This window comes from Martinezella lusitana, assembly GCF_016901135.1.
Lineage (GTDB): Bacteria > Pseudomonadota > Alphaproteobacteria > Rhizobiales > Rhizobiaceae > Rhizobium > Rhizobium lusitanum_D.
Map to the genome: position 1 here is coordinate 221,205 of NZ_JAFEVL010000075.1, position 23,172 is coordinate 244,376.

At 60.1% G+C, this 23,172-nt stretch carries 20 protein-coding genes and 1 tRNA gene; 12 read left to right on the forward strand and 9 right to left on the reverse strand.

What is annotated here, in order from left to right:
* Positions 1-72 precede the first annotated feature (72 nt).
* From araD to chvE, 6 genes are all read right to left on the reverse strand, one after another.
* Positions 73-1,818 carry an L-arabinonate dehydratase gene (gene araD, locus JTP94_RS32760; protein WP_204854517.1) on the reverse strand — a complete coding sequence of 582 codons (1,746 nt, stop codon included), beginning with the start codon at positions 1,816-1,818 and terminating at the stop codon, positions 73-75.
* A gap of 63 nt (positions 1,819-1,881) precedes the next feature.
* Positions 1,882-3,315, reverse strand: coding sequence for an aldehyde dehydrogenase family protein (locus JTP94_RS32765; protein ID WP_204854518.1), 1,434 nt, complete (start codon positions 3,313-3,315; stop codon positions 1,882-1,884).
* 66 nt (positions 3,316-3,381) lie between these two features.
* Complete coding sequence (gene araD1 / locus JTP94_RS32770) at positions 3,382-4,380, reverse strand: AraD1 family protein (RefSeq protein ID WP_204854519.1); 999 nt, start codon at positions 4,378-4,380, stop codon at positions 3,382-3,384.
* Positions 4,381-4,497: 117 nt separating this feature from the next.
* Positions 4,498-5,706 (reverse strand): multiple monosaccharide ABC transporter permease, encoded by a 1,209-nt coding sequence (mmsB, locus tag JTP94_RS32775; protein ID WP_204854520.1) that lies wholly within the window; start codon positions 5,704-5,706, stop codon positions 4,498-4,500.
* Positions 5,703-7,241, reverse strand: coding sequence for a multiple monosaccharide ABC transporter ATP-binding protein (gene mmsA / locus JTP94_RS32780; RefSeq protein ID WP_204854521.1), 1,539 nt, complete (start codon positions 7,239-7,241; stop codon positions 5,703-5,705). The genes mmsB and mmsA overlap by 4 nt, the downstream gene beginning before the upstream one ends.
* A gap of 105 nt (positions 7,242-7,346) precedes the next feature.
* Positions 7,347-8,411 (reverse strand): multiple monosaccharide ABC transporter substrate-binding protein, encoded by a 1,065-nt coding sequence (gene chvE / locus JTP94_RS32785; RefSeq protein WP_204854522.1) that lies wholly within the window; start codon positions 8,409-8,411, stop codon positions 7,347-7,349.
* A gap of 274 nt (positions 8,412-8,685) precedes the next feature.
* Here chvE and JTP94_RS32790 point away from each other — a divergent pair, with 274 nt between their 5' ends.
* Positions 8,686-9,693 carry a LysR family transcriptional regulator gene (locus tag JTP94_RS32790; RefSeq protein WP_204854523.1) on the forward strand — a complete coding sequence of 336 codons (1,008 nt, stop codon included), beginning with the start codon at positions 8,686-8,688 and terminating at the stop codon, positions 9,691-9,693.
* Between the two features lie 79 nt (positions 9,694-9,772).
* Positions 9,773-10,240, forward strand: a complete 468-nt coding sequence (locus JTP94_RS32795) for a hypothetical protein (RefSeq protein ID WP_204854524.1) — start codon at positions 9,773-9,775, stop codon at positions 10,238-10,240.
* On the opposite strand, the gene JTP94_RS32800 is transcribed toward JTP94_RS32795, so the two are convergent.
* On the reverse strand, positions 10,241-10,501 hold the full coding sequence (locus tag JTP94_RS32800) for a hypothetical protein (RefSeq protein ID WP_204854525.1): 261 nt from the start codon (positions 10,499-10,501) through the stop codon (positions 10,241-10,243).
* A 231-nt stretch (positions 10,502-10,732) separates the two neighbouring features.
* Here JTP94_RS32800 and iolG point away from each other — a divergent pair, with 231 nt between their 5' ends.
* From iolG to JTP94_RS32820, 4 genes are all read left to right on the forward strand, one after another.
* On the forward strand, positions 10,733-11,725 hold the full coding sequence (gene iolG, locus JTP94_RS32805; protein WP_204854526.1) for an inositol 2-dehydrogenase: 993 nt from the start codon (positions 10,733-10,735) through the stop codon (positions 11,723-11,725).
* A gap of 145 nt (positions 11,726-11,870) precedes the next feature.
* Positions 11,871-12,185: a helix-turn-helix transcriptional regulator gene (locus tag JTP94_RS32810; protein ID WP_204854527.1), complete on the forward strand. Its 315-nt coding sequence runs from the start codon at positions 11,871-11,873 to the stop codon at positions 12,183-12,185.
* The gene (locus tag JTP94_RS32815) at positions 12,182-12,538 is read left to right on the forward strand and encodes an SRPBCC domain-containing protein (RefSeq protein ID WP_204854528.1); all 357 of its coding nucleotides are present in this window, start codon (positions 12,182-12,184) and stop codon (positions 12,536-12,538) included. The genes JTP94_RS32810 and JTP94_RS32815 overlap by 4 nt, the downstream gene beginning before the upstream one ends.
* 44 nt (positions 12,539-12,582) lie before the next feature.
* Complete coding sequence (locus JTP94_RS32820) at positions 12,583-13,206, forward strand: ATP-dependent Clp protease proteolytic subunit (protein ID WP_204854529.1); 624 nt, start codon at positions 12,583-12,585, stop codon at positions 13,204-13,206.
* 58 nt (positions 13,207-13,264) lie between these two features.
* On the opposite strand, the gene JTP94_RS32825 is transcribed toward JTP94_RS32820, so the two are convergent.
* On the reverse strand, positions 13,265-14,506 hold the full coding sequence (locus JTP94_RS32825) for an ROK family transcriptional regulator (RefSeq protein WP_204854530.1): 1,242 nt from the start codon (positions 14,504-14,506) through the stop codon (positions 13,265-13,267).
* Between the two features lie 222 nt (positions 14,507-14,728).
* Here JTP94_RS32825 and xylF point away from each other — a divergent pair, with 222 nt between their 5' ends.
* The 6 genes from xylF (at position 14,729) to JTP94_RS32855 (ending at position 20,790) form a co-directional block, all read left to right on the forward strand.
* Positions 14,729-15,769 (forward strand): D-xylose ABC transporter substrate-binding protein, encoded by a 1,041-nt coding sequence (xylF, locus tag JTP94_RS32830; protein ID WP_204854531.1) that lies wholly within the window; start codon positions 14,729-14,731, stop codon positions 15,767-15,769.
* Positions 15,770-16,056: 287 nt separating this feature from the next.
* Positions 16,057-17,385: a sugar ABC transporter permease gene (locus JTP94_RS32835; RefSeq protein WP_204854532.1), complete on the forward strand. Its 1,329-nt coding sequence runs from the start codon at positions 16,057-16,059 to the stop codon at positions 17,383-17,385.
* A gap of 15 nt (positions 17,386-17,400) precedes the next feature.
* On the forward strand, positions 17,401-18,183 hold the full coding sequence (locus JTP94_RS32840) for an ATP-binding cassette domain-containing protein (RefSeq protein WP_034503944.1): 783 nt from the start codon (positions 17,401-17,403) through the stop codon (positions 18,181-18,183).
* Between the two features lie 163 nt (positions 18,184-18,346).
* Positions 18,347-18,423, forward strand: a tRNA-Arg gene (locus JTP94_RS32845).
* A gap of 488 nt (positions 18,424-18,911) precedes the next feature.
* Entirely contained in the window at positions 18,912-20,093 is a 1,182-nt protein-coding gene (locus JTP94_RS32850) for a DUF5677 domain-containing protein (RefSeq protein ID WP_204854533.1), read from the forward strand.
* Positions 20,094-20,328: 235 nt separating this feature from the next.
* Entirely contained in the window at positions 20,329-20,790 is a 462-nt protein-coding gene (locus JTP94_RS32855; RefSeq protein ID WP_204854534.1) for a cupin domain-containing protein, read from the forward strand.
* Between the two features lie 183 nt (positions 20,791-20,973).
* Here the strand turns inward: JTP94_RS32855 and paoC are convergent, their stop codons facing one another.
* Positions 20,974-23,172 (reverse strand): aldehyde oxidoreductase molybdenum-binding subunit PaoC, encoded by a 2,199-nt coding sequence (gene paoC / locus JTP94_RS32860; RefSeq protein ID WP_204854535.1) that lies wholly within the window; start codon positions 23,170-23,172, stop codon positions 20,974-20,976.

Below are 23,172 nucleotides of genomic sequence, written 5' to 3' on the forward strand. Positions count from 1 at the left end.
TCGCGAATATTCCGCAGCAGAGTTAAGGGCGGAACTCTCGTCCCGCCCCTTTCTCAATTCCGCCCGCTAAAGTCAGTGGCTGTCGCGGTTCATCGGGATTTCCGAGCCGCGCGCGCCAACCAGGAAGTCCAGGTCAGCGCCGGTATCGGCCTGCATGACGGTCTTCACATAGAGACCGCCATAGCCGCCGGTGAGCGGCTTGACCGGGGAGACCCAGGCAGCGCGGCGCTTGGCCAGTTCCTCGTCGGAAACCTCGAGCTGGATCGTGCGGGCCGGCACGTCGACCGAGATCAAGTCGCCGTTCTGCACCAGCGCCAGAGGCCCGCCATCGGCGGCTTCCGGAGCTGTGTGCAGGATGACGGTGCCGTAGGCGGTGCCGGACATGCGCGCATCGGAAATGCGGATCATGTCGGTGATCCCCTTTTTCAGCACCTTCGGCGGCAGGCCCATGTTGCCGACCTCGGCCATGCCCGGGTAGCCCTTCGGGCCGCAATACTTCAGCACCATGATACAGTTTTCGTCGATGTCGAGATCGTCGCGGTTGATGCGGGCGTGGTAGTCCTCGATGCTTTCGAAGACCACGGCGCGGCCCTTGTGCTGCATCAGATGCGGCGAGGCGGCTGATGGCTTCAACACCGCACCCTTCGGCGCCAGATTGCCGCGCAGAACCGCGATGCCGCCCGACTGGGTCAGCGCCTTTTCGCGCGGGACGATGACGTCGTCATTGTAATTGACGACATCCTTCACACCTGCCCAGATGCTTTCGCCGGTGACGGTGATCGCGTCCTTGTGCAGCAGGCCCATTTCGCCGACCGCCTTGATGACGACGGGCAGGCCGCCGGCATAGTAGAACTCTTCCATCAGGTGCTTGCCCGATGGCTGCAGGTTGACGATGGTCGGCACTTCGCGGCCGAGACGATCCCAGTCGTCGAGCGACAGGTCGACACCGATGCGGCCGGCAAGCGCCAAGAGGTGCAGGACCGCATTGGTCGAACCGCCGACAGCGCCGTTGACGCGGATGGCGTTCTCGAAGGCTTCCTTGGTCAGGATGTCGGAGGGTTTCAGATCCTCCTTGACCATGTCGACGATGCGACGGCCCGAAAGCTGCGAGATGACGCGGCGGCGGGCATCGACGGCCGGAATAGCGGCATTGCCGGGCAGCGTCATGCCGAGGGCTTCGGCCATCGACGCCATGGTCGAGGCCGTACCCATGGTCATACAGCTGCCGGCCGAGCGGGCCATGCCCTGCTCCGCGTCCATGAATTCCTCCAGCGACATCTCGCCGGACTTGACCATTTCCGAGAACTGCCAGACCGCCGTGCCGGAGCCGACATCCTTGCCGCGCCACTTGCCGTTCAGCATGGGGCCGCCGGAAACGAGGATGACCGGGATATCGACGGAGGCCGCACCCATCAACAGGCTCGGCGTTGTCTTGTCGCAGCCGCCGAGCAACACGACGCCGTCGACCGGATTGCCGCGGATCGCCTCTTCGACGTCCATGGCCGCCAGGTTGCGGAACATCATCGCCGTCGGCCGCAGCGTGCTTTCGCCGACCGAGAAGACCGGAAACTCCACAGGGAAGCCGCCGGCTTCGTAGACGCCGCGCTTCACGCGCTCGGCAAGATCGCGCAAATGCGCGTTGCAGGGCGTCAGCTCCGACCAGGTATTACAGATGCCGATGATCGGGCGGCCGTCGAAGGTGTCGGCCGGTAGGCCCTGGTTCTTCATCCAGGAGCGATGCATGATCGCGTTTTTACCGGTGCCGCCGAACCAGTCGTAGGAGCGCAGTCGGCGCGGCCATTCAGCTTTCTTCTTCATAGTCTCGGTACCTTTTGCGTCGCCCGGGCCGCCTCGTTCGCGCCCAGGCCTTGAAATTGGCGGTCAGGCCAGCGTGTAGGCGGTCTTGACCGTGGTGAAGAATTCGGCGGCATATTTGCCCTGCTCGCGCGAACCGAAAGACGAACCCTTGCGGCCGCCGAACGGCACATGGAAATCGACGCCCGCCGTCGGCAGGTTGACCATCACCATGCCGGCTTCCGCATTGCGCTTGAAATGCGTTGCGTATTTCAGGCTTGTCGTCGCGATGCCGGAAGACAGGCCGAACGGCGTGTCGTTGGCGACGGCAAGCGCTTCCTCGTAATCCTTCACCCGGATAACCGAGGCGACCGGCCCGAAGATCTCTTCGCGGCTGATGCGCATCTGGTTCGTGGCCTCGGTGAACAGCGTCGGCTGGAGGTAGAAGCCGGGCGTTTCGCGGCTGATAAGCTCACCGCCGAAGGCGAGCTTTGCGCCTTCCTGCCTGCCGATCTCGATATAGTCGGTGTCGGTCTTCAGCTGCTTGGCATCGACGACCGGGCCGATATGCGTGCCGGCCTTGGTGGCATTGTCGACGTTCAGCGTCTTGAGCTTCTCCGTCAGCGCCGCCACGAACTTGTCGTGGATGCCCTCGGTGACGATGAGCCGCGACGATGCCGTGCAGCGCTGGCCGGTCGAGAAGAAGGCAGAATTCGCGGCGGCCTCGACGGCAACCGTGAGATCCGCATCGTCAAGCACGACCATCGGGTTCTTGCCGCCCATTTCGAGCTGATACTTGCAGCCGTGCTCGACGGACGAAAGCGCGACGCGCTTGCCCGTGCCGACCGAACCGGTGAAGGTAATGCCTGATAGAACCGGGCTATCCAGCATCGCCTGTCCGACGACCGAGCCCTTACCCATGACGAGATTCAACACGCCCTTCGGCAGGCCGGCGCGGTGGAGGATATCGACGATTGCCCAGGAGCAGCCGGGCACGAGATCGGCCGGCTTGAAGACGATGGTGTTGCCGTAGCAAAGCGCCGGCGCGATCTTCCAGGCCGGAATGGCGATCGGGAAGTTCCAGGGCGTGATAATGCCAATCACGCCGAGCGGCTCGCGGGTGATCTCGACGCCGATATTCGGACGCACGGAGGGAAGCACCTCGCCCGCAAGACGCAGCGCCTCGCCGGCAAAGAAATCGAAGATCTGCGCGGCGCGGATTGTCTCGCCGATCGCCTCGGGCAAGGTCTTGCCCTCCTCGCGGGCAAGCAGCGCGCCAAGTTCGTCCTTGCGGGCGAGGATCTCGTCGCTGGTTTTTCTCAGGATGGAGTGGCGCTCGAGAATGCCGGAGCGCGACCAGGCCGGAAACGCTGCTTTGGCGGCGGCGATGGCATCGGCAACGTCCTGAACGCTGGCGCTGGCGTAGAGGCCGACGACCTCGTTGGTATCAGACGGATTGATGTTTTCGGCGCCGGTCGTGCCGGTCCACTCGCCGGCGATCAGATTCTGATGAATGGTCATGGCTTCATGCCTTCCTGGATCGTGTTGGAAATGCCCGGCCGATCCCTTACGGCCGGGCTCGACGACTTACAGCTGGCGAACAGCCACATTCTCTTCGGCGGCAACCGCCAGCGGATTGCGCAATGGCAGGCCAAACTCTGCGACTTCGATCTCGAACACATCGCCCGCCTCCGGCTTGATGCCTTCGGCAAAGGAGAGTGTTGCAGTGCCGAACATGTGCACATGCACATCGCCGGGAGCACGGAACAGGCCGTATTTGAAGTGATGATATTCGAGGTTTGCGAAGGTGTGCGACATGTTCGCCTCTCCCGACAGGAACGGCTTTTCGAAGATCACCTTATCGCCACGCTTGATGCGCGATGTGCCGCGAATATCCTCAGGCGCTGCACCGATGCGGATCTCCGGCCCGAAGCTCGCCGGGCGCAGCTTGGAATGGGCAAGATAGAGATAGTTGATCCGCTCGGTAACGTGATCGGAAAATTCGTTCGAGAGCGCAAAGCCGATGCGGAATGGCGAGCCGTCCTTGGCGATGACGTAGATGCCAGCCATCTCAGGTTCTTCGCCGCCGTCAAGCGCGAAGGACGGAGAAACGAGCGCCGCACCAGGTGCTGCGGCGCCATAGCCATTGCCCTTGTAGAACCATTCCGGCTGCACGCCCTTCTCGCCATCCTTGGGCTTGCCGCCCTCGATGCCCATCTTGAACATCTTCATGGAGTCGGTCAGCGTCTCTTCAGCCGCTTCCGTCGTCTTCCTGTGCATGGAGTCACGCGTCGCGGCCGAGCCGAGATGCGTCAGGCCGGTGCCCGTCAGATGCAGGTGGGCAGCGTCCGGATGTGTGATCGGCGGCAGGAAGCGGCCTTCGGCATAGATTTTTTCGAGGTCGATCACCTCTCCGAGGCCGTGCGCCTCAATGACCGAAGCCAACGACTTGCCGCTGTCGGCAGCCTCCATGGCAAGCGCGTAAACGCTGCCGCCGTTGACGACGGCCTTGGCCGTATCGCCGGGACCGCTGCGAACAGCGACGATGATCTCGCCGTTCGAACCCTTGATCTGCGAGATGAGCATGTTTTCATCCTTTCCTATCAGACAGAGAACGGATGCAGTTTACCGTTCCGGCTCTCAGCGAGAGCCGGACTCTGTCATGGATTTGGTTTTAAAGTTTTGGCTGGTCGCGCTCTGCGATCAGCCCTTGTTCTTGTTGTAGACGTCGATAAACACGGCAGCGAGCAACACCGCACCCTTGATCATCTTCTGCGAGTCCGTCTGGTAGCCAAGGATCGACATACCCTGGTTCAAGACACCCATGATCAACGCGCCGATGACGGCGCCCGTCACCTTGCCGACGCCGCCGGAAGCAGACGCGCCACCGATGAAGCAGGCCGCGATGACGTCGAGCTCGAGACCGTCGCCGCCCTTGGCGGTTGCCGAGTTCAGGCGCGTTGCGATGATGATGCCGGCGATGCTGGCAAGAATGCCCATGTTGATAAAGGTGTAGAACGTCAGGCGCCGAGTATCGATGCCCGAGAGCTTCGTCGCCTTCTCGTTACCGCCCATGGCATAGATGCGACGGCCGATTGTCGTACGCTGCGTGGCGAAGGCATAGAGGGCGATCAGCACCAGCATAAGAACCAGAACGTTCGGGAGGCCCCTGTAGGAGGAAATCTGGTAGCCGATGAAGATCGTCGCGGCGGCAATCACCAGGTTCTGCCCGACGAAGAAGCCGAACGGCTCCACATCGATACCGTGCGCCTCGTTAACGCTGCGGCGACGCCATGACATCAGGAACATGACAATCGGAATGGCGATGGTTAGAAAAATCGACGTCGAATGGATGCCGCCCATATCGAAGAAGTCGGGAATGAAGCCCGTCGCGACGATCTGGAAGGCCGGCGGGAACGGACCGATGCTGCTGCCGTTGCCGGTCGTGTTGATGATGGCATAGGTCAAGCCGCGGAAAACCAGCATGCCCGAAAGCGTCACGATGAACGACGGAATGCGGTGGTAGGCGATGAAATATCCATGCCAGGCCCCGACGGCGGCGCCCATTAGCAGACAAATGACCGTCGCGAGAGCGAGATTCATGTGCATCTGCACGACCAGCACACCGGCAACGGCACCGACGAAACCGACGACGGAGCCGACGGACAGGTCGATATGCCCGGCCACGATGACCAGCAGCATGCCGAGCGCCATGATGACGATGAACGAATTCTGCAGCACGATGTTGGTCAGGTTCTGCGCCCTGAACAGCACGCCGTTCGTGAGATACTGGAACAGCAGCATGATGACGACGAGCGCGATCAGCATGCCGTATTCGCGAATATTGTTGCGGATATGGTCGCCAACGGAAACGACGTGGCTGCTTTCCGTGGCTGGGTTGGCCGAACTCATTGATGCTTCTCCCCTGAGCGCATGATAGCGCGCATGATGCTCTCCTGGCTCGCCTCTGCCTTTGGCAGTTCGGCGACGATGCGACCCTCGTTCATCACGTAGATACGATCGCAGGTGCCGAGAAGCTCGGGCATTTCCGATGAAATAATCAGAACACCCTTTCCGTCTGCGGCAAGCTGGTTGATGATGGAATAGATTTCGTATTTGGCGCCGACATCGATGCCGCGGGTCGGCTCATCGAGGATCAGGACATCAGGATCGGAGAACAGCCACTTCGACAATACCACCTTTTGCTGGTTGCCGCCGGAGAGATTGCCTGCTTCCTGGAAGACGCCGGCCGAACGGATGCGCAGCTTGGCGCGATAGTTCGTCGCCACCTGCAGCTCCCGCACGTCGTCGATAACGGTCGCCTTTGAGACGCCGAGCAGATTGGCAAGCGTCGTATTGTGCAGGATACTGTTCGACAGAACGAGGCCGAGCTGCTTGCGGTCTTCCGTCACATAGGCAAGACCGGCATCGATCGCCTTGCGCACCGTGCTGGTGTCAACCGGTTTGCCCTCGACGAAGACTTCGCCGCTGACCTTGTGACCATAGGACTTGCCGAACACGCTCATGGCGAATTCGGTGCGCCCGGCACCCATCAGGCCCGCGATGCCGACGACTTCGCCCTTGCGGACATTGACGTTGATATCGTGCAGGATCTGCCGATCGCGATGCTGCTGGTGAAAGGCGTTCCAGTTCTTCACTTCGAAGATGGTCTCGCCGATCGGAACCGAGCGGGGCGGATATCGGTCGGCCAGCTCGCGGCCCACCATGTTGCGGATAATGATGTCTTCGCTGATCTCTTCTTCGTGACAGTTCAGCGTTTTCACCGCCATGCCGTCTCGCAATACGGTGATCTCATCGGCCACCTTGCGCACTTCGTTGAGCTTGTGCGTGATGATGATCGAGGTGATGCCCTGATTGCGGAACTCGATGAGGAGATTGAGGAGCGCATCGGAATCATGTTCGTTCAGCGATGCCGTCGGCTCGTCGAGAATGAGCAGCTTGACGCTCTTCGACAGGGCCTTGGCGATCTCGACGAGCTGCTGCTTGCCGATGCCGATGTCGGTCACGAGCGTATTCGGAGATTCCTTGAGGCCCACCTTGGCAAGGAGCTTTTTGGTGCGGGTGAAGGTTTCCTGCCAATTGATCATGCCATTGGCGACGACCTCATTGCCCAGGAAGATATTTTCGGCAATCGACAGCAGCGGCACGAGCGCCAGCTCCTGATGGATGATGATGATGCCGATCTCTTCGGAGTCCTTGATGGTCTTGAACTGCCGAACCGCGCCGTCATAGTAGATGTCGCCGTCATAGCTGCCAGCCGGGTAGACGCCCGAAAGCACCTTCATGAGGGTGGACTTGCCTGCCCCATTTTCGCCGACCAAAGCGTGAATTTCGCCCTGACGGACCTTCAGATTGACATTTTCCAAAGCGTTCACACCAGGGAACGACTTGGTGATGGTCCGCATTTCGAGGATGGTATTGTCCATTGTCCGTATCCAACGCCGCGACCGACCATAGCAGACCGGGCGGCCGTCTTAAATATTAGAGTCAGGGCTCGCATTTCTGCGAGCCCTGACCGGTATATCGGAAAATTACTTCAGCTGATCAGCCTTGTAGTAACCGCCCTCGACGAGAATCTTCTCGTAGTTGCTCTTGTCGACTGCGACCGGGGTCAGCAGGTAGGACGGAACAACCTTGACGCCGTTGTCGTAGGTCTTCGTGTCGTTGACTTCAGGCGTCTTGCCTTCCATCAGAGCGTTGACCATGTCGACGGTGACCTTTGCGAGGTCACGGGTGTCCTTGAAGATCGTGGAGTGCTGCTCGCCGGCGATGATGGACTTAACCGACGGAACTTCGGAGTCCTGGCCGGTGACGACTGGCAGCTTCACGCCGCCGGTGCCGTAGCCAACGCCCTTGAGCGAAGACAGGATGCCGATGGAAAGACCGTCATAAGGAGACAGAACAGCGTCTACATGCGAATCGGTGTAGTAAGCCGACAGCAGGTTATCCATACGAGCCTGGGCCGTTGCCGGATCCCAACGCAGCGTGCCGACCTTGTCCATGCCCATCTGGCCGGACTTGACGACGAGCTTACCGCTGTCGATGTAGGGCTTCAGAACCGACATTGCGCCGTCATAGAAGAAGAAGGCGTTGTTGTCGTCAGGCGAACCGCCGAAGAGCTCGATGTTGAACGGGCCCTTGCCATCCTTGAGGCCGAGGGCGTCGACGATCGAGCCAGCCTGCAGGACGCCGACCTTGAAGTTGTCGAACGTAGCGTAATAGTCGACATTGCCGCTGTTGCGGATCAGACGGTCATAGGCAATGACCTTGATGCCGGCATCATGAGCCTTCTGCAGAACGTCGGACAGCGTGGTGCCGTCGATCGAGGCAACGACGAGGACCTTGTCGCCCTTCGTGACCATGTTTTCGATCTGCGAGAGCTGGTTCGGAATGTCGTCGTCGCCATACTGCAGGTCGGTGCCGTAGCCGGCAGCCTGAAGCTGCTTGACGATGTTGTTGCCGTCATCGATCCAGCGAGCCGAAGCCTTGGTCGGCATTGCGATACCAACGGTGCCCTTGTCTGCCGCGAAGGCAGGTGCCACCAGCGTAGCGACGCCGAGCGCAACGCCGGTCATCAATGAGATAATGGATTTCATTACTCTCTCCCTTGTTAATAGTGTGGCGGACGAAAAAACGCCCGCCCGAAACTGCGGCAGGTTCCGTAGAAGGAATGGTTTACTTCTAATTGTGAGAAACGAAGTAGGTCTCCTCCACGCTCTCACCTGTTATGAGTTGCAACCAGCGCACGATCGGCAAACTCGTACGATTTCGTATAACTGTCAAATAGAATAACTGGCAAAACACATATCAAGTTTGGTATAATGTTAAAAAATAGTACTTTTTTGCCGACGAATGGGAAATTTGGCCGCCATGGAGAAAATATATAACGACTATTTGAGCGATGGCATTGAGATTCATTCCGACAATTTTCGCGACGATACGCTGCTGAAAGCCGGTCTGAAGCTCAATCACCTGCGCATGATCGTCACGATCGAGGACCATGGGCAGATTTCCGCCGCCGCTGAGTCCATGAACATGTCACAACCTGCGGCTTCGCGCATGCTCTCTGAAATGGAGTCGATTGTCAAAAGCCCTCTCTATGAGCGCGTCGCCCGCGGCGTCGTGCTCACCTCCTTTGGCCTTGCGCTGGCAAAGCGGGCACGCAAGATCCTGCTCGAGCTGCGCGAGGCGGGCCGGGAGATCGGCGCATTGCGCACTGGCAAGGGCGGCTCCGTTTTCCTCGGCGCCGTCACGGCCCCGGCGATCAGCCTCGTTGTGCCAGCGATCCAACGCGTCACGCGCACCTATCCCGGTATCGAGATCAATATCGAGGTGGACAACAGCAACGTGCTCGCTCGCGAGCTGCTGGCCGCCCGCCACGACTTCATCATCAGTCGCATTCCTGACGATCTCAATCCGCGCCTGTTCACGGCCCATGAGATCGGCATCGAAAAGGCCTGTCTCGTGGTCCGCAACGGGCATCCGCTGCTTGCAAAGGGCGTCGCCAGCCTGGAGGACCTTGCGGCTTATGACTGGGTGTTCCAGCCGCCGGGCACATTGCTCCGCCGCAAGGTAGAGGACATCTTCCTTGCCGCCGGCGTGCCCCTGCCCGAAAACATCATCAACACATCCTCGCTGCTGCTGACCCTTGCCGTGGTCTGCAAGACGGAGGCTATCACCCCCATAGCGCTCGATATGGCGCAATTCATCTGTGGACAGTCATCGCAGGCTGGCGAATCCTGCATCCTGCCGATCGATTTCGATATCGATGTGAAGCCTTATAGCCTCATCACCGCCCGCGAGCGCGCCATGCCGCCGAGCGCCAGGCTGCTGCACGATATGATCCTGGAAGAGAGCCGGAACCTCGCACTGATATAAAGCGCGCCTGGAATGCGACCGCTACCTCATAAGCTCCACGCCAACTTCCAGCGTTATGGACGTTGGCGTGGAGGCCCGCATGCTGTTCAAGCAATCATTGTTTCAATCCGTTCTCGATCGCCTCGATTCAGAAGAGGACCTTTCCGAGAATGAAGAGGCCGCGCATCGCATCCGCGGCCTTAATGTGAGCTTTGCCGCAACTGTTCCCGGCGGCGAAACGCCTGAGGCATCCCATCTCGACGAAGCCTATCGCGACAATCTTGGCGAGCCGATCATCCCGCCCGAGCCGGAGCCGGCACCCACGCCGAAAGAGCCGGAGCCGCCTGTTATGCCGGAACATCTGGCGCGGACCTCGCGGGAAGAAGTGGCGGCGGAACTGGCAATCACTTCCGACAGCACCCTCCAGTCCCTGCATGAAAAACGCCGTGGCTTCGCCAAGGCCAACCACCCCGACAGTGTGGCCGCCCCCTTCCGCGAGCAGGCAACGGCCCGCATGACGCTCGCCAATCAGCTGATCGATGAAGCCATACGCCGCCTCACGCGATGATCACTTCTTGTCGTCCGCCGACGTGTCGTCTTCGCCCGCATCGTCCTGCAGCGGTGCTTCGACATTTGCAGCGGGCGGCTGCGGCTTGAAATTCAAGAGCAGCATCCAGGCCGCATAGGCGCCAAGTGCACCCGAAAGCACGGCCCAGAAAGGCTGCGTACCAAGGGTCTCGACAATTGCCCAGCCAAAACAGACGGCAACGATCAGGATCCGCACCCAAAGCGGCTTGTAGATGGGGTGGCTGGGGTCGATCAGTTGCATGGGTCTCGCTCGCCTGTTCAAGGAGACTTGTCTTTAGCGCATCATCGGGAAAACTGTGAAGCGGTTTGAATAAAATAAGCTGGTATCGGCAAATTCCGGACAAGCCGACATGGCATGATGATTTTCGAAATTGTGAAGGACAGGCGGCTTGACGCCGCCTCCAGAAAATGGAATGAAAATTCCATATAGATCGTTATTCGGTTCATTTGTTCCGAATCCAGGGAGGTAGGAATGACTGTCAGATTTGGCCTGCTCGGCGCAGGACGTATCGGTAAGGTACATGCGAAAGCCGTGAGCGCTGACGCCAATGCCAAGCTCGTGGCTGTCGCGGATGCGTTTCCGGCCGCCGCGGAAGCGATCTCCGCGGCCTATGGCTGCGAAGTGCGCACCATCGAGGCGATCGAAGCCGCTAGGGATATCGATGCTGTCGTGATCTGCACGCCGACCGATACCCATGCCGATCTCATCGAACGCTTTTCCCGCGCCGGCAAGGCGGTCTTCTGCGAAAAGCCGATCGATCTCGACGTTGCCCGCGTCAAGGCCTGCATCAAGGTCGTCGACGAGGTCAAGGGCAAGCTGATGGTCGGCTTCAACCGCCGCTTCGACCCGCATTTCATGGCAGTGAAGAAGGCGATCGACGACGGCCGCATCGGCACAGTCGAGATGGTGACGATCACCTCGCGCGATCCGGGCGCCCCGCCCGTCGACTATATCAAGCGCTCCGGCGGCATTTTCCGCGACATGACCATCCATGACTTCGACATGGCCCGCTTCCTGCTCGGCGAGGAGCCGGTCGCCGTTACCGCAACCGCCGCCGTGCTGGTCGACAAGGCGATCGGCGAAGCCGGCGACTACGACAGCGTTTCCGTCATCCTGCAGACGGCATCGGGCAAGCAGGCCGTCATCTCCAACTCGCGCCGCGCCACCTACGGCTACGATCAGCGCATCGAAATCCACGGCTCGAAGGGAATGGTATCAGCCGAAAATCAGCGTCCCTTCTCCATCGAAGTCGCCAACGGCGACGGCTACACCCGCCCGCCGCTGCACGACTTCTTCATGACCCGCTACACCGAAGCCTATGCCAACGAGATCGCCAGCTTCATCGCCGCTGTCGAAAAGGGCGGCGCGATCACGCCCTCGGGCGCCGACGGCCTCGCAGCCCTGAAGCTCGCCGACGCCGCGCTGCAATCCGTTAAAGAAGGCCGGCTGGTGAAGATCGGCTGAGCGACGGCTCGGCCTCGATCAAAATATGAATACATTGCAAAAGCCCGTCGCAAATCGTTTGCGGCGGGCTTTTGCAATGAACCCGCCTGCAGGACCCGAGCGAATAGTTCTTGCGAATCAGATAAGTGTATGCTTATCTGTCGGCATGATCGAAAATGAGATATTCCGAGCTTTGGCCGACCCGACCCGCCGCATGATCTTCGAGAAGCTGGCGGCAGGCGGCATGAACGCCAGCGCCTTGCGCGAGGGTATGGAGATCAGCCAGCCGGCGATGTCTCAGCACCTCTCGGTTCTGCGGAGTGCCGGGCTCGTGAGGGAGGAACGACAAGGGCGTTTCGTGAATTATGAGGTCGATCCGGAAGGGCTGGCTCTTATCGCACAGTGGCTGGCGAAGTATCGCGCCTACTGGCCGGCGCGCATCGAAGCTCTCAAGGTCTTGCTGAAGGATATGGATCAATGAACGACGTGAAGACCGAAGAGCGCAAGGACGGCATCGAGCTCGAATACGACCTCAACGAGCCGCCGCAGAAGGTTTGGCGCGCGATCAGCATTCCGGAGCTTCGGGAAAACTGGTTGCCGAGCAACGCGTTGGCCGATCCCGAAGCAACATCCATCACGCCCGGTCAGGAAGTCCGCTACAGGCTGCGGGACAACACCCCGCCATTCCTTGAAAGCACCGTAACGTTCAGGATCGCCCCGAACGCGACTGGTGGAACCAGCTTACGGATCATCCACGAACTGACCGACGCAAGGTTCGACCGGATGACGAGTGCCGCAGCAAACAATAACGGCCCCCTCGCGCTCGCCGCCTGACGCGGCGAACCTATCGTTAAATCCTGGAAGATTGGAGCTCGCCGATGCGCGAAGCGATGCAACTCGTCCCTATGGTCGTTGAACAGTCAAGCAGAGGAGAGCGATCTTTCGACATCTATTCCCGCCTGCTGCGTGAAAGAATTATCTTTCTCAATGGCGAGGTGAACGACACCGTTTCCGCTCTGGTCTGCGCGCAATTGCTGTTTCTCGAGGCCGAAAGCCCGAAGAAGCCGATCAGTCTCTACATCAATTCGCCGGGCGGCGTCATAACCAGCGGCCTCGCAATGTATGACACCATGCGCTATATCCGCGCGCCGGTGCATACGCTCTGCATGGGGACCGCACGCTCGATGGGTTCGTTCCTGCTGATGGCTGGCGAGCCTGGCCAGCGGGCCGCCTTACCCAATGCCAGCATCCACATCCACCAGCCGTTAGGCGGCTTCCAGGGGCAGGCTTCGGATATGCTGATTCACGCCGAGGAAATCAGGCGCACCAAGCATCGCATGACCCGGCTCTATGCCGAGCATTGCGGACGCTCTTACGAAGAATTCGAGCGCGCCATGGACCGCGATAACTTCATGACCACGGAGCAAGCACTCGAATGGGGGTTGATAGATCGAATTCTGGATATTCGCGAGGAAGATCGAGACCTTGGCGCACCGGATTGATCTGAAGGCCTCAGCCCTACCGGATACCCATTCTGTTCGGGGCTGCTTTATTCCTTGCTCAAACGGCCTGGTCGCGCAGTTCCACGACCGAAGCCCCCCTCCTCACGACATCATTGTCGATGATCGAAAGGGCTCGGTTCAAGTGCCCTTCGAAGACGAGCGTCTGCTCGTCTACGATGACGCGCAGCTCCGGCATGCCCTCCATGCGCACGACATGTGACTCCGCCAAACCCTCCTGTATACCCTCGATCAGCAGATCGTAATAGCGCACGCCCGGGCCAGTGATGACGATCGGCATGCGCTCATGCAGGCTTAGCACCCGCGAAAGGCCATTGCCGAGTGCCAGCCCCGCTTGGCGAAAGGCCAGTTGGTTGCGGCGTCCGCCATGCCGCGCGCTGGCCGCGATCTTGTCCAGCTCTGCAATGGGAACGAACTTCGCCGGGATGGTATCGAGCGGCACGTCGAAGGCCGTGCGCAACATGGCATAAAAACCCGCATAGGCCTCGATGCAGCCGCGCGCACCACAGCGGCAGAGGCCGCCGCCAGGCACGTGCATCATGTGCCCGAAGTTCGGTGCCGATATATGATGGCCGCCCTCGTCATCGCGACGCACGATGCCGAGACCGATGCTGTGGCCCAGCGACAATGCCGCCAATGCCCGGAAATCGAAACCCTTCCGGTTTTCCTCCTGCCGTCCGAGCGCCGAGGCGACAAGCAGGGTCTCGTTGCCGAGGATGATCTTCGCCGGCCACTCGTCGCGAAGCACGGCTGCAAAATCGATCTCGTCACGCCCGAAGATCGGCGACCAGCGCAGCACCGGCTCGGAGGCATCGACAAGCCCCTTGCTGCTGATCGAAATCATCAAGACCTTGTCGCGAGACAGCTGCGAGCGCGCCACGATTCGGCTCAATGCGTCGCGCAGGCTGGCCACGAACGAGCCGACGCCGGAAACCTCCTGCGGCCGGTCCTCGGTGAAACGGTCGATAAGCCGTCCGGCATAGTCGACGAGCGAATATTGCACGGCATCCGAGGAGATGACGACGACGATGAGATAGCCGCAATCGCGCCGCTGCGAGAATAGCACGCGCGGCCGCCCGCGGCCGCTGGCCGCCTGCTGCTCGGCCTTCTCGATGATCTGCGCCCGCTCCAGATCCGCTGTTATGACCGATACGGTCGCAGACGAAAGCTTCGTGAAATCAGAAAGTTCGGTATGGGCGAGAGGGCCGTGCCGGCGCAGCGCCGACAGCACCAAGGCGCTGTTCCTCTGACGGACCAATTCGGTGCTCGATTTGGCCAGCATCGTCAAGCCTCCCGCTCATTCCACCCTCCCCTCCGCATCTCCTGATGGCTCTTCCGGATGGCCGATGAAAGCTGGCAGTGCGGGTGTTGACAGTTGAAAAAATCTCTGACACTAAATTTCTCGACTGTCGAGAAAAAAATCCAAACCTTTTCTCGTCAGCGATATCGCGGCGGCCAACGGGAGTTCAGGACACGTGCGGTCGCACTCACTCGGGAGGATAATATGAAAGCTTTTATCAAGCTGGCTGCGGGCGCGGCCATCGTTTTGACCATGCAGACGGCTGCCTTCGCCAAGGATCTCGTCGTTGGCGTTTCCTGGTCCAACTTCCAGGAAGAGCGTTGGAAGACCGACGAAGCCGCCATCAAGAAGGCACTCGCAGCAGCCGGCGCCAAGTATATTTCCGCTGACGCCCAGTCTTCCGCTTCCAAGCAGCTGACCGACGTTGAATCCCTGATTTCCCAGGGCGCCAACGCTCTCATCATCCTCGCTCAGGACTCCGACGCCATCGGCCCGGCCGTCGAGAAGGCCGCCGACGAAGGCATTCCGGTCGTCGGTTACGACCGCCTGATCGAAAACCCGGCAGCGTTCTACATCACCTTCGACAACAAGGAAGTGGGCCGCATGCAGGCTCGCGAAGTGCTGAAGGCCAAGCCGGAAGGCAACTACGTGTTCATCAAGGGCTCGTCGTCCGACCCGAACGCCGACTTCCTCTTCTCCGGCCAGATAGAAGTGCTGAAGCCCGCTATCGACGCCGGCAAGATCAAGAACGTCGGCGAAGCCTATACGGACGGCTGGCTGCCGCAGAACGCGCAGCGCAACATGGAACAGTTCCTGACCGCCAACAACAACAAGGTTGACGCGGTCGTCGCCTCCAACGACGGCACCGCCGGCGGCGCTGTTGCCGCTCTCGACGCCCAGGGTCTCGCCGGTTCCGTCCCGGTTTCCGGCCAGGACGCCGACAAGGCAGCCCTGAACCGCATCGCGCTCGGCACGCAGACCGTTTCCATCTGGAAGGACTCGCGTGAACTCGGCAAGCGCGCCGCTGAAATCGCCCTCTCTCTTGCCGGCGGCAAGACGATGGACCAGATCGACGGCGTCCAGACCTTCAACGGTGGCCCGAAGCACGTACCGATGAAGTCGGTGTTCCTGACCCCGATCGCTATCACCAAGGACAACCTGAACGTCGTCATCGACGCCAAATGGATCTCCAAGGCTGAAGCTTGCCAGGGCGTTAAGACCGGCGCCGTCGCAGCTTGCAAGTAAGCCGTCCTTGAACGACTGACCAATCGAAATACCGACGCCGCAGCGGCATCCCGTTGCGGCGTCGAATGCGGATTGGAAGCCGACAACTCCCCCTTGCAGTTGGAGACGGAGCTTCCCGCAGCGTGCTGTGCCATCGCATACCTCTTGGCCTGCCGGATGGCGGTCATCGGGACCGGACGAAGATCGGCTGGACAGGCGATGATGCATTTTTTGAGATTGGCGCGGTTGCCAGCGATAGCCCAGCATGCATCGCAGGCCGCGCCCGATAGAGGGAGAACGGCAAAGCGATGGCCGACATGACACAGTCCACCACATCGAGCGGTCCCCGCAATGCAGAAGCCGGCGCGATCACCCGCTTCCTGCGTGCCACCGAAATCGATACCCGCCTGCTCGGCATGATCGGAGCGCTGCTGATCATCTGGATCGGCTTCGATCTTTATCTGCGGATATTCGACGGCCGCGAATTCCTGACCGCCAGAAACCTTTGGAACCTCTCGGTGCAGACCTGCGAAATCGCAGTCCTCGCCACCGGCATGGTGCTGGTCATCGTCACGCGCAACATCGACCTGTCGGTCGGCTCGCTGCTCGGTTTCGTCGCCATGATCATGGGCGTCATCCAGGCCAAGTGGCTGCCGCAATATCTCGGCTTCGACAGTTCATGGACCTGGGTCATCACGCTCATCTGCGGTCTGGTGATCGGCACGGCGATCGGCGCCTTCCAGGGCGCGATTACCGCCTTCATGAATGTCCCTTCCTTCATCGTCACGCTCGGCGGCCTTCTCGTCTGGCGAGGCCTTGCCTGGTACGTCACCAGCGGCCAGACCGTAGCACCGATGGACTCCACCTTCGTCATCATGGGCGGCAGCGGTGCCACCGGTTCGATCGGGTCCACCTGGAGCTGGGTCGTCGGCGTGCTTGCCTGCGTGATGATCGTCGCCAGCATCGTCGGCTCGCGCCGCCAGAGAAAGCGCTTCGGTTTTCCGCGCCGCCCGCTCTGGGCGGAATATTTCCTGGGCTGCCTCGGTTCGGTCGTGGTGCTCGGCACCATCTATCTCTTCAACAGCTATAACTGGCCCGTCGGCATCGCCAAGCGCTACGCCACGGAACACAATATTACCTGGCCGGAAGCGGGATTGGATATTCCCTACGGCATTGCCGTTCCGGTTCTCATCGCCGTCCTCATCGGCATCGTGATGACCTTCATCGCCACGCGCCTGCGCTTCGGCCGCTATGTCTTCGCGATCGGCGGCAATCCTGAGGCCGCCGAGCTTGCCGGCATCAAGACCCGCTGGGTCATCGTCAAGATCTTCGCGCTGATGGGCTTCCTCGCCGCCGTCGCCGCCGCGATCTCGACAGCCCGCCTGAATTCGGCTGTCAACTCGCAGGGCACCACCTACGAACTCTTCACCATCGCCGCCGCCGTCATCGGCGGCACGTCGCTTGCCGGCGGTAGCGGCACGGTCGCCGGCGCCATGCTCGGCGCGCTGGTCATGCAATCGCTGCAATCGGGCATGGGCCTCGCCAATGTCGATACGCCAATTCAGAACGTCGTCGTCGGCATCGTCCTGGTGGTCGCCGTCTGGCTCGATATCGTCTACCGCTCGCGCGCCAAGTAAAAGGAATTCTGAACCATGACGGATCAAACCACTCCGCTTGTGGAAATGAAGAACATTTCCATCTCCTTCGGCGGCATTCACGCGGTCGACAATGCCTCGGTGGACCTCTACCCCGGCGAAGTCGTAGCACTCCTCGGTCACAACGGCGCCGGCAAGTCGACGCTGATCAAGATCCTCTCCGGCGCCTACAAGCGCGACAGCGGCGATATCCTGATCAACGGCGAACCCGTCGATATCCGCACCCCGCGCGACGCCAAGAAATACGGTATCGAGACGATCTACCAGACGCTCGCCGTCGCCGACAACGTCGACGCCGCCGCCAACCTATATCTCGGCCGCGAGCTGCAGACCCGCTGGGGCACGCTCGACGACGTCGCCATGGAAGCCAAGGCCCGCGAAGTGATGGGGCGCCTCAACCCCAACTTCAAGCGCTTCAAGGAGCCGGTGAAGGCGCTTTCGGGCGGCCAGCGCCAGTCGGTGGCGATCGCCCGCGCCATTCTTTTCGACGCCCGCATCCTGATCATGGACGAGCCGACTGCGGCGCTCGGCCCGCAGGAGACGGCGCAGGTCGGCGAGCTGATCAAGCAGCTGAAGAAGGAAGGCATCGGCATCTTCCTCATCAGCCACGACATCCACGACGTCTTCGACCTCGCCGACCGCGTCTCTGTCATGAAGAACGGCCAGGTCGTCGGCCACGCCCGCACCGAAGACGTCACCAAGGACGAAGTGCTCGGCATGATCATCCTCGGCAAGGTGCCGCCCAAAGCCATCCCCGGCCCCGGCGCGATGCGCGAATAGGCCGAAACGGCCACCCACGACACAAGGCCGCGCGCCAAAAGCCCGCGGCCTTGTTCATTCAAAACCACCGATCTGCGCTTTCCTGAATTTTCCGCATTGAAGCCAAACGCTTCCTAGGCTAAGAACCAGCCATCGGACAGGCGATTCAACCCGCCTCAGGCATGCACCCGTAGCTCAGCTGGATAGAGTGTTGGATTCCGATTCCAAAGGTCACAGGTTCGAATCCTGTCGGGTGCGCCACCGTTTTCCTAATGCATTGAAAGCTCAAAACATCTGAGCTTCCACGACCTTAGCAATAGCCCGCTACTTCACATGGCTAGAGCACAAGGGTTGGATACATTAGATGGCAGGACTGAGTTTCATGCAGCGCAGACCATCCGACATTTACGAGTTTCGCAGGCGCCCCCCACAGGCGCTTGCCAGCAAGCCAGCCCCAGAGCACGTCAAAGGTCAGCTTTCCGAGTTGATCAACCCCTGCACGGGGAATTTCAAGCAGTACCTTTCCGTCTCTCTGCGCACAATAACCAAAAGCTAGCCAAGCGCCGTGACCTAGACGAGGCGCACCGTGTGACTGCGTCGTTTACGCCGTTGCCGTGCGGAACCTAGTATCAGCACATATCGATCGCCGTGGGACAGAACTGGCAAGTAGCAGCTTGCCGAAGGGTGCACCTAAGGTGATAAAATCAGAGTGGTTGAATCGCTGATTGCTGTACACTCGGGAGCAAAAATTGTCTGAAGACACGGAATACGATCTCGAAGCGGTCTTAGAGGATGCAAATGTAGGGCCAGAGGTCTCAGAGGATTACCTTAGTGCATTGAATATGTTGGATAATGTCGTGCGAGAATGCATGTACGCCTCTAAAAACTATGCGGGTATTCCCTCCCCGGCGGGAAAACATTTCTACGCATCAGTTCTGTTCACTGCAATGATCACGCGAGGAGTCAGCCTTCTAAATCTTGCGCCCCACACGCCATGGGCGAAAAAGATAATTGAGCATTGGGATTACGCGTCCCTCGCTGGCCTCGCGAGGACGATGATTGAGCTAAGAGTCGCATTCTTCTACCTTTGTGTCGAACCATGCAGTGATGACGAATGGCAATGCCGTTGGAACCTTTTCAACCTACATGACTGCGTTAGCCGACGCCGCATGTTCGAGGCATTGGAGGATGAAGAACAAACTGTTGCATTTGAAAAGCAAGCCGACGAGTTGCGTGACCGGCTTAAAAACAACGCGCACTTCAATTCTTTGGACCCTAAAAAGCATAAGAAATTACTCCATGGCCAAACAGCATATCTGTTTCCCTTAGAGGAGATCGCCGAGAAAGCCGGATTGGAAGTCAAAATGTTCCGATGGCTTTACATATTGCTTTCGAGCCATGTTCATGGACTTCCCATGTCGTTCTATCGAATGGGCAACGGCAATAGCGAGCGGGGGCGAGGACTGCCCAGCCCTGTCGAGGAGAGATATTCTTCGCTCTTCTTATCGCTGGCAGCAAATATGCTAGTTGCGACACGCGATGAAGTACATGAATTGTTCGCTGACGTTGAAAAGCCAGCCACTGAACCGCCAATGACTGAGCACGCGGTTGAAGAAGTTAAAGACGCCGTCGCAGTGGGCGAAACGGTATCAATGGAAGTAACAGACCAGATCACAATTCTAATCACCAGAACCACCGAAAATACCGTTGATCTCGCCTATATTTGCCGCGCAGACGGCCAAATCGTTTTGGAGCGAACGAGCACGGAGGACGAAGGCGGGGAATTGAAGTCCTTTGATCCTTTTTTCTGGACCATCTCGGTAAATGGTACAGCGGCAACCGAAAAAGCCTTGGAAACCGCAATCGCGTCGCGCCATCTGTTTAAGGTCGATCACGTCGAAAGAAAACTGACTTTCAAAACCGACGAATGATGCGCTTAGCAACCGCCCCGGTACCGATCGGCCATGAAATTCCCAAGTTCGTAGCCTCACATGAACTCGTGAGGCGTCGGACATGCCCACAAAGTGACCTTTGCGGGATAGCATCACTACTATCCTACGGCCTAAAAGCAGTAAGTTGTCCACGACATATCCCTAGACCACGCGCAGCAACCCCCACTAAATCGTCGCACACCACATGCGTAGAAAATCACAGGCAGGACCCATCATGCCGAAGATCGACATTGCAGCCGTACCGAAGATCAAAGGCACCCGCTACCCCGCCCCATTCAACGATCCCTGTGCTGAGCGCATTCGGCAACGGCTGGGGGATACCGGCGGTCTCACGGATTTCGGGGTCAATCTCATGCGGCTGCCGCCGGGCAATTGGTCGAGCCAGCGGCATTGGCATTCTGAGGAGGACGAGTTCGTCTATGTGCTGGAGGGCGAGCTGACGTTGATCGAGGATGAGGGCGAGACGGTGCTGCGCGCCGGGGATTGCGCTGCCTTCCCGAAGGGCTCCGGAAACGGCCATCACATGATCAACAAGTCGGACACGACGGCTGTTTATCTCGAAGCCGGCACGCGTTCGCCGACCGACCTCATCACCTGCTCCGATATCGACATGATGAGCTCCAGCACGGACGGCCGGTTCGTGCACAAGGATGGCATGCCTTATCCGGACGGCTAGCGCAATTCCAGGAAAAGTGTGTAGCGGTTTTCCGTCCGGAATTGCGCAAAAACAATAGCATAGAGCGGTGAGGCGATTCCGTGAAACGCGTAACCGCTCCAGGTCGCCATGCAACCTGGTTGAGGGGAAAGTGGGCGCGGACTTCAATGCTGCCGCCCGGTCAGCGGCGCGCGCCCTCCCTTGTCAGCTAAGCTCGGGAAGCTGGTGGATCAGCTTGTCCAGCGTGAGAGGATAGTTCCGCACGCGCACCCCCGTCGCATTGTGGACAGCGTTGGCGATGGCGGCGGCAACGCCGCAGAGGCCGAGCTCGCCGACGCCCTTGGCCTTCATCGGCGAGGACATCGGATCGGCCTCATCAAGGAAAATCACCTCCTGATGCGGAATATCGGCGTGCACGGCCACTTCGTATCCCGCAAGGTCGTGATTGGCAAAGAAGCCGCGCGTCCTGTCCACCGCAAGCTCCTCGGAAAGCGCGCCGCCCACGCCCATGGTCATCGCGCCGATCACCTGGCTGCGTGCAGTCAGCGGATTGAGGATGCGGCCGGCGGCGCAGACGGCCAGCATCCGCCGGATCCGGGTCTCGCCGGTCGCGACGTCGACGCCCACCTCGACAAAATGGGCGCCGAAGGTGGATTGCTGGTGCGTATTCTGGAAGTCGCCATATTCGATCGTATCCTCGGCAATGATCCCGTCCTGTCCGGCTGCCTGCGAGAGCGGCATACGCCGGTTGCCGGACCGGACCTCGCCATCGGCGAAGGTGACATCGGCAGAATTGAAGCCGAGCTTCTGCGCGATCGCCTCGCGCAGCTTGGCGCATGCGGCATAGACGCCAGCGGTGGAGCTGTTGGCACCCCGTTGCCCGCCGGACCCGGCAGAAACGGGGAAGCGCGAATCGCCGAGCTGCACGGCCACTTTGTCCATCGGCACGCCAAGCATCTCGGCCGCGGTCTGCGCGATGATGGTGTAGCTGCCGGTACCGATATCCGTCATATCGGTTTCCACCGTGATCACGCCGTCACGATCGAGCATGACGCGTGCGCCCGAGGCCACCACCATATTGTTGCGGAACGCCGAGGCGACGCCCATGCCGACAAGCCATTGCCCGTCACGATGGCTGCCCGGCCGGCTGTTTCTCGTCTCCCAGCCGAAATGCTCGGCGCCCGTCCGCAGGCAGCCGACGAGATTGCGATGGGAGAATGGCCGGTCGGGATTTTCCGGATCCACTTGCGTATCGTTGATGATGCGGAATTCGACCGGGTCGAGCCCGAGCCGGTCGGCCATTTCATCCATGGCGATCTCGAGCGCCATGAGCCCGGGCGCCTCTCCGGGAGCGCGCATGGCGTTGCCCTCGGGAAGATCCAGCGCCGCAAGCCTGGTCCTCGTCATCCGGCCCGCGCCGGCATAGAGCAGCCGCGTCTGTTGCACGGCATTTTCAGGACCGCCGCCCTTAAGATTGCCCGACCAGCTTTCGTGACCGATGGCCGTGATCTTGCCATCCCGGTCGGCGCCGATGCGGATACGCTGGATGGTTGCCGGACGATGGGTGGTGTTGTTCATCAGGAAGGGCCGCGTCAGCGCGACCTTCACGGGGCGTCCCGCAGCCTTCGCTCCAAGGGCGGCAAGCACGGCATCCGCCCTGAGAAACAGCTTCGATCCGAAGCCGCCGCCAATGAACGGGCTCATCAGATGGACCTTTTCCTTGTCCACACCCAATGCGATGGCGAGGTCCCTCCGCCACGGGTTGATCATCTGGCTGGATGTCCAGACGGTGACCTCATCGCCGTTCCAGGCGGCAATGGATGCGTGCGGCTCCATCATGGAATGCGACTGGTCAGGCGTGGTGTAAGTCTCGTCCAGCGTGATTGCGGCGATAGCGAAGGCATGGTCGAAATCGCCTGCGGCGGAGTCCGGCGCGCCTCTCCCCGGCTTGACGGCGTCCTGCATCGCGGCCGCCAGATCGAATGCCCCCTTCTCGGCCTCATATTGCACCTTGACGAGATAGGAAGCCGCCCGTGCCTGCTCGAAAGTCTCGGCGACGACGAGCCCGATCGCCTGATGATAGTGCTGGATCTCCTTGCCGCCGAAAAGACTCGCCGTGTTGGCCGAGCCTTTCTTCACGGGCTCCATGCTATCGGCAGTCAGGATGGTGAACACACCGGGCGCACGCTTGGCCTCGGTGATATCCATGGATGCGATCCTGCCCTTGGCGATCGCCGATCCGATCACATAGCCGTAGGCATAGGCGACGTTGGGATCATGCCACTCATAGGCATAGTGCGCCCGGCCAGTGGTCTTCAGCTGGCCGTCAATGCGCTCGATGGGCTTGCCGACCACCTTGAGCTGGTCGATGGGATTTATCGTTGCTGGTGTGTCGAACCTCAT

Bases quoted from the DNA above. Each gene is read 5' to 3' on its own strand.
- araD (WP_204854517.1), bottom strand. From the start codon at position 1,818: ATGAAGAAGAAAGCTGAATGGCCGCGCCGACTGCGCTCCTACGACTGG.
- JTP94_RS32765 (WP_204854518.1), bottom strand. From the start codon at position 3,315: ATGACCATTCATCAGAATCTGATCGCCGGCGAGTGGACCGGCACGACC.
- araD1 (WP_204854519.1), bottom strand. From the start codon at position 4,380: ATGCTCATCTCGCAGATCAAGGGTTCGAACGGCGAGATCATCGTCGCT.
- mmsB (WP_204854520.1), bottom strand. From the start codon at position 5,706: ATGAGTTCGGCCAACCCAGCCACGGAAAGCAGCCACGTCGTTTCCGTT.
- mmsA (WP_204854521.1), bottom strand. From the start codon at position 7,241: ATGGACAATACCATCCTCGAAATGCGGACCATCACCAAGTCGTTCCCT.
- chvE (WP_204854522.1), bottom strand. From the start codon at position 8,411: ATGAAATCCATTATCTCATTGATGACCGGCGTTGCGCTCGGCGTCGCT.
- JTP94_RS32790 (WP_204854523.1), top strand. From the start codon at position 8,686: ATGGAGAAAATATATAACGACTATTTGAGCGATGGCATTGAGATTCAT.
- JTP94_RS32795 (WP_204854524.1), top strand. From the start codon at position 9,773: ATGCTGTTCAAGCAATCATTGTTTCAATCCGTTCTCGATCGCCTCGAT.
- JTP94_RS32800 (WP_204854525.1), bottom strand. From the start codon at position 10,501: ATGCAACTGATCGACCCCAGCCACCCCATCTACAAGCCGCTTTGGGTG.
- iolG (WP_204854526.1), top strand. From the start codon at position 10,733: ATGACTGTCAGATTTGGCCTGCTCGGCGCAGGACGTATCGGTAAGGTA.
- JTP94_RS32810 (WP_204854527.1), top strand. From the start codon at position 11,871: ATGATCGAAAATGAGATATTCCGAGCTTTGGCCGACCCGACCCGCCGC.
- JTP94_RS32815 (WP_204854528.1), top strand. From the start codon at position 12,182: ATGAACGACGTGAAGACCGAAGAGCGCAAGGACGGCATCGAGCTCGAA.
- JTP94_RS32820 (WP_204854529.1), top strand. From the start codon at position 12,583: ATGCGCGAAGCGATGCAACTCGTCCCTATGGTCGTTGAACAGTCAAGC.
- JTP94_RS32825 (WP_204854530.1), bottom strand. From the start codon at position 14,506: ATGCTGGCCAAATCGAGCACCGAATTGGTCCGTCAGAGGAACAGCGCC.
- xylF (WP_204854531.1), top strand. From the start codon at position 14,729: ATGAAAGCTTTTATCAAGCTGGCTGCGGGCGCGGCCATCGTTTTGACC.
- JTP94_RS32835 (WP_204854532.1), top strand. From the start codon at position 16,057: ATGGCCGACATGACACAGTCCACCACATCGAGCGGTCCCCGCAATGCA.
- JTP94_RS32840 (WP_034503944.1), top strand. From the start codon at position 17,401: ATGACGGATCAAACCACTCCGCTTGTGGAAATGAAGAACATTTCCATC.
- JTP94_RS32855 (WP_204854534.1), top strand. From the start codon at position 20,329: ATGCCGAAGATCGACATTGCAGCCGTACCGAAGATCAAAGGCACCCGC.
- paoC (WP_204854535.1), bottom strand. From the start codon at position 23,172: ATGAGGTTCGACACACCAGCAACGATAAATCCCATCGACCAGCTCAAG.